The sequence below is a fragment of the Acidobacteriota bacterium genome (assembly GCA_019347945.1).
Lineage (GTDB): Bacteria > Acidobacteriota > Thermoanaerobaculia > Gp7-AA8 > JAHWKK01 > JAHWKK01.
Window position 1 is genome coordinate 220643 of the sequence record JAHWKK010000003.1, and the last position, 7440, is coordinate 228082.

The 7440-nt window shown below is 60.7% G+C and carries 10 protein-coding genes; 7 read left to right on the top strand and 3 right to left on the bottom strand.

Going from position 1 to position 7440, the window contains the following annotated elements:
* Nucleotides 1–4: 4 nt before the first annotated feature.
* The 3 genes from KY459_03580 to KY459_03590 are packed head-to-tail and all read left to right on the top strand — an operon-like array spanning nucleotide 5 to nucleotide 2579.
* Nucleotides 5–1294, top strand: coding sequence for an MFS transporter (locus tag KY459_03580; protein MBW3563786.1), 1290 nt, complete (start codon nucleotides 5–7; stop codon nucleotides 1292–1294).
* Entirely contained in the window at nucleotides 1291–1950 is a 660-nt protein-coding gene (nth, locus tag KY459_03585) for an endonuclease III (GenBank protein MBW3563787.1), read from the top strand. Before KY459_03580 ends, nth begins: the two co-directional genes overlap by 4 nt.
* Nucleotides 1951–1994: 44 nt before the next feature.
* Complete coding sequence (locus tag KY459_03590) at nucleotides 1995–2579, top strand: phosphoribosyltransferase (GenBank protein ID MBW3563788.1); 585 nt, start codon at nucleotides 1995–1997, stop codon at nucleotides 2577–2579.
* Nucleotides 2580–2687: 108 nt separating this feature from the next.
* Here the strand turns inward: KY459_03590 and KY459_03595 are convergent, their stop codons facing one another.
* Entirely contained in the window at nucleotides 2688–3299 is a 612-nt protein-coding gene (locus tag KY459_03595) for an OmpA family protein (protein MBW3563789.1), read from the bottom strand.
* Between the two features lie 63 nt (nucleotides 3300–3362).
* A complete protein-coding gene (locus KY459_03600) occupies nucleotides 3363–4316 on the bottom strand; it encodes a VWA domain-containing protein (protein MBW3563790.1) in 954 nt (317 codons plus the stop codon).
* 54 nt (nucleotides 4317–4370) lie between these two features.
* On the opposite strand from KY459_03600, the gene KY459_03605 reads away from it, so the two are divergent.
* Nucleotides 4371–4556, top strand: coding sequence for a PspC domain-containing protein (locus tag KY459_03605; protein MBW3563791.1), 186 nt, complete (start codon nucleotides 4371–4373; stop codon nucleotides 4554–4556).
* A gap of 15 nt (nucleotides 4557–4571) precedes the next feature.
* Here the strand turns inward: KY459_03605 and KY459_03610 are convergent, their stop codons facing one another.
* The gene (locus KY459_03610; protein ID MBW3563792.1) at nucleotides 4572–4841 is read right to left on the bottom strand and encodes a hypothetical protein; all 270 of its coding nucleotides are present in this window, start codon (nucleotides 4839–4841) and stop codon (nucleotides 4572–4574) included.
* A gap of 193 nt (nucleotides 4842–5034) precedes the next feature.
* Here KY459_03610 and KY459_03615 point away from each other — a divergent pair, with 193 nt between their 5' ends.
* From KY459_03615 to lepB, 3 genes are all read left to right on the top strand, one after another.
* Nucleotides 5035–5283 carry a carboxymuconolactone decarboxylase family protein gene (locus tag KY459_03615; protein ID MBW3563793.1) on the top strand — a complete coding sequence of 83 codons (249 nt, stop codon included), beginning with the start codon at nucleotides 5035–5037 and terminating at the stop codon, nucleotides 5281–5283.
* 64 nt (nucleotides 5284–5347) lie between these two features.
* Nucleotides 5348–6475, top strand: coding sequence for a fatty acid desaturase (locus KY459_03620; protein ID MBW3563794.1), 1128 nt, complete (start codon nucleotides 5348–5350; stop codon nucleotides 6473–6475).
* Between the two features lie 48 nt (nucleotides 6476–6523).
* The gene (lepB, locus tag KY459_03625) at nucleotides 6524–7246 is read left to right on the top strand and encodes a signal peptidase I (protein ID MBW3563795.1); all 723 of its coding nucleotides are present in this window, start codon (nucleotides 6524–6526) and stop codon (nucleotides 7244–7246) included.
* Nucleotides 7247–7440: the final 194 nt, after the last annotated feature.

Sequence of the window (7440 nt, forward strand, 5' to 3'; positions counted from 1 at the left end):
CGCGATGACCGAGGTTCCTGGAGAAGAAGCCGGGAGAATTTCGTTCCGGGCCCGCTTCAGCTCGCCGTTTCTGGCGCTTCGTCACCGGGACTTTCGTCTCGTCTGGATCGGAGCGTTCATCTCGACCACGGGAACGTGGATGCAGACGATCGCGCAGGCCTGGGTCGTTCTTTCGATGACCGGCTCCGCGTTCTATCTCGGTCTCGACGCATTTCTGGCCACTCTGCCGATGATCCTTTTTTCTCTGGCCGGCGGCGTCGTGGCCGACCGGATCGATCGGAAGCGACTGCTGATGATCTCGCAGGTTCTGCAGATGAGCTTTGCGTTCATTCTGACGGCCCTGCTCGTAACCGACCAGGTTCAGGTGTGGCACATCCTCGTGCTCTCCTTCTGCACCGGGACGGTTCAGGCATTCGGAGGGCCCGCGTACCAGGCGCTGCTGCCGGTACTGGTGGAAAAGCGGGAAGTGCCGAACGCGGTGGCGCTGAACTCGATGCAGTTCAACCTTGCGAGGATGCTCGGGCCGAGCCTCGCGGGAATCGCGCTCGCGACGCTCGGAGCCGAGTGGTGTTTCGGTCTCAACGGTCTTTCGTTCGTTGCGGTCATCATCACTCTCTTTTTCGTGGAGAAGAGCTTTGCCAGAGCCGGCGGAAGGAAGGAGTCGGTTCTGTTCGATCTGCGCGAAGGGCTCTCCTTCGTGTGGAACGAAGGCCGGCTGTTCCTGCTCACGGTACTGGCGGCGGCGACGACTCTGTTCGGGATTCCGATCGTGACGATGATGCCTGTCGTGGCGGAAAATATCTTCGGCGTCGGCGCGAGCGGATACAGCTGGCTGATGACGGCCAGCGGTGCCGGCTCGGTGACCGGCGCCGTGCTCGTCGCATCGATCCTGACTATTCGCCGTCGAGGATCGCTGGCGATCGGCTTCCAGCTCTCGTTCGCTCTTCTTCTGCTCGCGTTCGCCTTCTCCAGAATGTTCTGGCTGAGCGCAGTTCTCGCGTTCCTGACGGGACTGGCGTTGCTCGGAGTCATCACGGTGACCTCATCGATGGTTCAGCTCGTCACGACCGAGCAGATGCGAGGACGGGTCATGTCGATCTTCATGCTCGCCTTTCGCGGCGGCATGCCGCTCGGAAATCTGTTCTCGGGCTGGGCCACCGAACGATGGAACGTGACGTTCACACTCGCATTCAACGCAATCGCGTTGCTAGGTGTCGGTCTGATCTTTCTCGCCTTTCGAGCGCGGCTCGACTCGAAAGCAGAAGCCGAGGCCGTGGTGGCGGAGGTCGCATGAAGAGATCCGAGAAGGCTCGCCGGATCGCATCGATTCTCGACGAGCTCTACCCTGACCCGCCGATTCCGCTTCGCCACCGGGATCCGTTCACGCTTCTCGTCGCGGTCGTTCTCTCGGCACAGACCACCGACGAACAGGTCAACCGTGTCACGCCCGCGCTGTTCGAGCGTGCACCGACACCCGGAGCGATGGCGGCAATGCCGGAGGAGGAGATCCTCGAGCTGATCAGGACGTGCGGCCTGGCTCCCGGCAAGGCGCGCCGGCTCGCGAGTCTTGCCGGAATCGTCGCCGATCGATATGGAGGAGAAGTTCCGAGCAGCTTCGAGGAGCTCGAACAGCTTCCGGGAGTCGGCCACAAGACGGCGAGTGTCGTCATGGCACAGGCGTTCGGGCGGCCGGCGTTTCCGGTCGACACGCACATCCATCGTCTCGCCGCGCGATGGGGGCTCTCTCGGGGTGAATCGGTCGAGCGGACCGAACGGGACCTCAAGAAGCTCTTCGATGCCGAACTTTGGGGGAAACTTCATCTTCAGATGATCTACTTTGGCCGGGAACACTGTCCCGCACGCCACCACGATCTCCGGTCGTGCCGCATCTGCTCCTGGGCGGCGAGCGCAAAAAGGATTCGCGAGGAGAGGCGCGGGGCCTCGGGTTGACTTTCCGAAATCATTTAGCGCGTTCATCTTGCTAGAATGCGGACGTGAAATTCGCGAATCGCGGGGAAGCCGGAAAGCTTCTGGGAGCGGAACTGCAGCGCTACGCGGGCGTTGAGGGCCTCATCGTCCTGGCGCTTCCCGGGGGTGGCATTCCGGTCGCCACCGAAGTCGCGCGGGTGCTGAATGCTCCGCTGGACGTCTTCGTGGTTCACCATCTGAGGGTTCCGGGGCAGGATGAGCTGATTCTCGGCGCGATCTCGAGTGGGGGGACGAAAGTACTCAACTACCACGTCGTCCAGACCTACGACATCAGCCAGAGAGAGATCGACGAGGCAGCGGAGAGAGAACTGGTTTCGTTGAAAGCCGAGGAAGCAGCCTTGCGAGGCGGAAAGCCTCCGGTCGAGATCCGGGACCGTACGGTGATTCTGGTCGACGAAGGGATGGCGAGTGGAGCGACGATGCGAGCCGCCGCCTCGGTGATCGCGAGTGCCGAGCCTCGTAAGCTGATCGTTGCGGTGCCGGCTTCATCCGAATCTGCCTGCGCCGACGTCGGCGCGCAGGTCGACGAGATCGTCTGTCTCAGGACCGAGCCGGAGCTGGCGTCGGTGTCCGAGGCGTACGAAGCGTAGCGAAACAGCGGGGTCGGGTCTGAACTTGGAACTTAACGCCCGGAATACCGCGTCTTTCCGCCAATTTCGTCGTTAAGTTCCAAGTTCAGACCCGACCCCGCGTTCGGGTTACTCGAGGACCACCACGACGACGCGGCGGTTCTGGCTGCGTCCCTCGCGGTTGGCGTTCGAAGCTGCCGGGGAGGACTCTCCGTACGAGATGGTCGACATCCGGGCGAGCGGGATGTCATGCGTCCTCGAGAGGTAACGCCGAACGGCCTCGGCCCGGTCGAGTCCGAGATCCTCGTTGTAGGACTCGGCTCCGGTGGAATCGGTATGGCCCTGGATCTCGATCCATACGGGACGATCGAGCGCCTTGATGCGCTGGGCCAGCGTGTCGAGTGAAGCCGTCGCATCGTTGCTCAGCTGCGATGAGTTCAGAGCGAATCGAATCCGGTCCTCGGTGAAGGATTCCTCGAAGACCACCTTCCCCTGGGCGAGAATCCCCGCCTCCGTTGCACGGGTCAGAGCTTCGCTCGCTTCGCGGCTGAGCTCGTCGAGCCGAGCGTCGGTGCGTCGCTGCGCTTCCTGAAGTTCCTCGACCTGGGCGCCGACGGTCTCGATCTTGGCGTCGGTGCGCGCTTCCGAGGCGGCGATCCGTTCGTCGATCGCCGTGTTGGTGGCGCAGGCGCCGCTGAAAATGAGTCCCGATGACATGGCAATGAGTGTGAGCTTGTTCATGATTCTCCTTTTAACAATTAGTGATTGTTGTCGCCGCCGAATGCGCAACCGGGGCGGAAAATCTCAGTTCTTGATTGGGGGAGCGGTTCCGCGGTAGCCGGCCCGGATCCGGACTGAACCGATCGATCGATTCAGCGTCAGCGAGAACGAGCGGTATCTTATCCCATCCTTTCCCGATGGCTTGAAGCCAACGACATACTGCGATCTGAGCTCCTCGAGGATGTCTCCGATTGCATCATCGAGTGAGTCGAGTCCCGACGTGATCGCCATTCGTCCGCCGCTGGCACCGGCCAGGCCGGCGAGGACGGTGAGGTCGAGTGTCGCCTCACGATTCTGCTTTCTTTCGGCCTCGATCGAGGCGAGCGTTCGAAGGCCGAGCGGATACACCGGCACCGAGAGACCTTCCAGCGCCCGCTGAAGTCGGGGCCTGTCGATGGTCGAAGCATTATCGAGACCATCCGTGAGGAGGACGATCGCCCGGACACCGTTCTGGCCGAGAATCGTTTCGTCCGGAATCTGCAGGATCGCGTCGAACAGCGCGGTCTTTCCGAATGGCTCGACCTCGTCGACGGCTTCGAGGATCCTGCTGCCGTCGGTAGTGAATTCGACCTCCCGGCGCACTTCCCCCGCGGAAAAGACATAGAGCGAATAATCGTCCCCCGGACGGCCCCGCTGGATCAGCGTCGTCAGCGCCCGTCGCGCCCCTTCGAGCTTGTCGCCCAGCGCCATCGATCCGGAACCGTCGAGCAGGATCGTGAACGAGACCGAGTTGCGCGTCGAGTGATCGAAAAGGTCAGTCGCGACCGGCTCTCCATCCACCAGCAGCTCGAACTGCCGCCGCTCGAGGTCAGTAATTGGCCTGCCGTTCTGGTTGAAGAGCACGAACGGCACGATCACGTAGTTGACCGCAACGCTCTCGCCGAATGGATCTTCCGCCCCGGCCGTCTGGGCAGTGGCATCCGAAACGGTCAAAATGAGGGCAGCGAGTGCCAGCGCTCCCGTGGCGAACCATGCCACTCGAAACCTCGATCTGTTCTCTGCCGTAGTGTTCATCATAGGAGGTAACGTTCAATGCCTTTGCACCGCTCGAGAAGACACAGGATTTTCGGTGGCGTTTGTGGAGGACTCGCCGAGTGGCTCGGCTGGAACCCCACGCTGGTTCGGATTCTGTACGTCGTGATCTCGATTACGACCGCGGGATCTGGTTTTCTCCTCTATCTCATCCTCTGGATTCTGATGCCGCAATCGTCGACCTAGTCGGAACCGGCCGGTTCAGCTCTTTGCGGCCTTGCCGAGCAGGGCGGTCCCCACGGCGATCGCGACCAGGCCCGCCACGGCCAGTCTGCCATGGCGTTTGACGTTTCTTTTCGCGACGACGGCTTTTTTCCCGGCTTTTTCGGTGATCCGCTCCAGCCGTTCGTCGGCCTTCCTGGACCACCGCTGACCCTTTTTCGTCTCGATCGCCCTGGTCGCGAGCCAGATCGCTCCCAGCGACGCGAGTCGTGACGCGGCAAACATCGTTTTCGAATCCTTTGCAGTCAACAAGTTCCACCCCCTGGTTCGTGTCGGAACAGTGCAACGTGATTGCCACGGTCCGGCTGGGTGCTGGAATAATCCCAATCTCGGTTATATTTTAATAAAAGAGTTATAGAAATAGTATAATACTTCTAACTTAGGGTGGCGGTCGCGTGCGCGATCGCACTCGCGCTTCCATCATCTGATTCAAGTTAGGAGTATGAGCGGAAAACCGGCCCGGCTGAGGATGAACCGGATTGCAAAGCCGGCGACCAACAAGACCGATTTCGAGTTGGTGTGTCTCGCGGTCAGCGCGATGAATGGATGCGAAGCCTGCGTACGGTCTCATGAAAAGGTGGTGATCGACGGCGGTCTGACCGAGGATCACGTGAATGATGCGGTTCGAATTGCCGCTACGATGCAGGCGCGGCGATCGGGCTGGAAGTCTGAGCGGTCCCGACGCTGTTAGAATCCGACAAGACCTCGGGGTGCGTTCATCGCCCTCCTTGAATCTGTTCCCGAAGGAGGGCAGCATGCCCACGGCTGATCGCGGCAGACTCGACTGGATCAACATCGCGTTCCTCACGCTCACACCGGTGATCGGGACTGTCGGCACGCTGCTCTGGACCCTGCACCGGGGATTCGAGTGGTGGATGCTCGGTCTCTTCCTCGTCCTCTACACGCTGGTCGGCATGTCGATCTGCGCCGGCTATCACCGGTGCTTTTCCCATCGCAGCTACACCGCGGCGAGGCCGATTCAGGCCCTCTACGGTTTTTTTGGAGCGATGGCTGCCCAGAACTCGATTCTCTGGTGGTGCTCTTCTCATCGGGTTCACCATTCTCACGTCGACAAGGACTGGGATCCATACAACATCCGGCGAGGGTTCTGGTGGGCACACATCCTCTGGATCTTTCACAAGGTCGAGGGAAACGGTTTCGAGAACTCGCCCGATCTGGTCGCCAACCGGATCGTGCAGTGGCAGCACAAGTACTACATCCCGATCCTGATTTTCGGGGGCTTCGGGATCCCCGCCACGGTGGGCTGGATGTTCGGTGATCCGATCGCAGGGTTGCTCTGGGGCGGATTTCTCCGCATCGCCGCCGTCCACCACAGCACGTTCTTCGTCAATTCTCTCGCGCACAGTCTCGGCGAGCCGCGCTATGCGTGGGAGGTCTCGGCGAGGGACAACTGGGCCGTCGCGCTGCTGACGTTCGGCGAGGGATACCACAGCTTTCATCACCGATTCGCCTCCGATTACCGGAACGGCGTGAAGTGGTGGCAGTGGGATCCTGCAAAGTGGTTGATACGAGGCCTTTCGAAGGCGAGGCTCGCCTGGGATCTCCGCTCGACCCCCGCCCCGCTGATCGAGCGGGCGAGAATGACCGCGGCGCTTCGGGCGCATGAAGCGCAGGAAACGGAGGTTTCGGTGAATGTGCTGGCTCGATACCGGGAGCGGATCGCCGTGGCGACCGGAGAGCTCGAGGAATCGTTCGAGCTCTGGAAGGCGGCAATGAACGAAAAAGCGGCCGGGGTTTCCCGGCAGTGGCGCGCGAAGAAACGCGAGGCCGGCAGAAGAATACGAGTCGCTCGCAGGGAATGGGTTGCGGCGGTTCGGCTGCTGAGAGCAGCGGTCCAGGCGCGGTCCGAAAGTGCAACATAACCGTCACGCCGCAGGAACCAGGAGCTCCCATCAACCGTAGAGGTAAGTGTGAAGGACGACAAGAAGCAGGCTGAAGTCGAACCAAAGAGGGGTTTCTTTCAGGAGCTCTGGACCGAATGGATCCGACCCATCCTGATCATCCTCGCGGTGCTCATCCCGTTCCGGTCGGCGGTCGCGGACTGGAACGACGTACCGACAGGTTCGATGAAGCCGACGATTCTCGAGGGCGATCGCGTCGTCGTGAACAAGCTCGCCTATGACCTCAAGATCCCTCTGACCACGATCCGGATTGCGGAATGGGATGATCCGGAAAGAGGAGACATCGTCGTGCTTTTCTCGCCGCGTGACGGCAAGCGTCTCGTCAAGCGTGTGATCGGTCTTCCCGGCGACATCATCGAGACGCGCAATGGCGTGCTCTTCGTCAACGATGAGCCCGCCAGCTACGAACCGCTCGACTGGCAGATGCTCGACGGAGTTTCCTCGGACGACGCCCGCGGATCAGCGTTCTTCGTCGAGGCCTTTCCCGGCGGAGCGCATCCGGTGATGGCGATGGCGTATGCCGGCGTCGATCGGAACTTCGGGCCGGAGATGGTCGCGAACGACCACTATTTCGTGATGGGCGACAACCGGGACAACAGCTCCGACAGCCGGGTGATCGGTGCGATCGAACGCGACCGGATCGTCGGCAAGGTCTTCGCGGTGGCTTTCTCGCTCGATCGCAACCACTACTACAAGCCGCGTTTTTCCCGATTTTTTCAGGGTCTCGACTGACCGGAGGCGCGGGGTGGGGGGGGGAAAATTTTAAATAAAAAAAAAAAAAGGGGTAAAATTTTGAATTAAAGTATTTTTTTTTAAATTGTGTACCCACCCCCCGCATAAACGAAACCCCCCCCATAACCGCCGGCTGACAATTTTTGTTGGGATTTTAGCGACCCCCCGAGATGTAACATAACCACCAAAAAAAA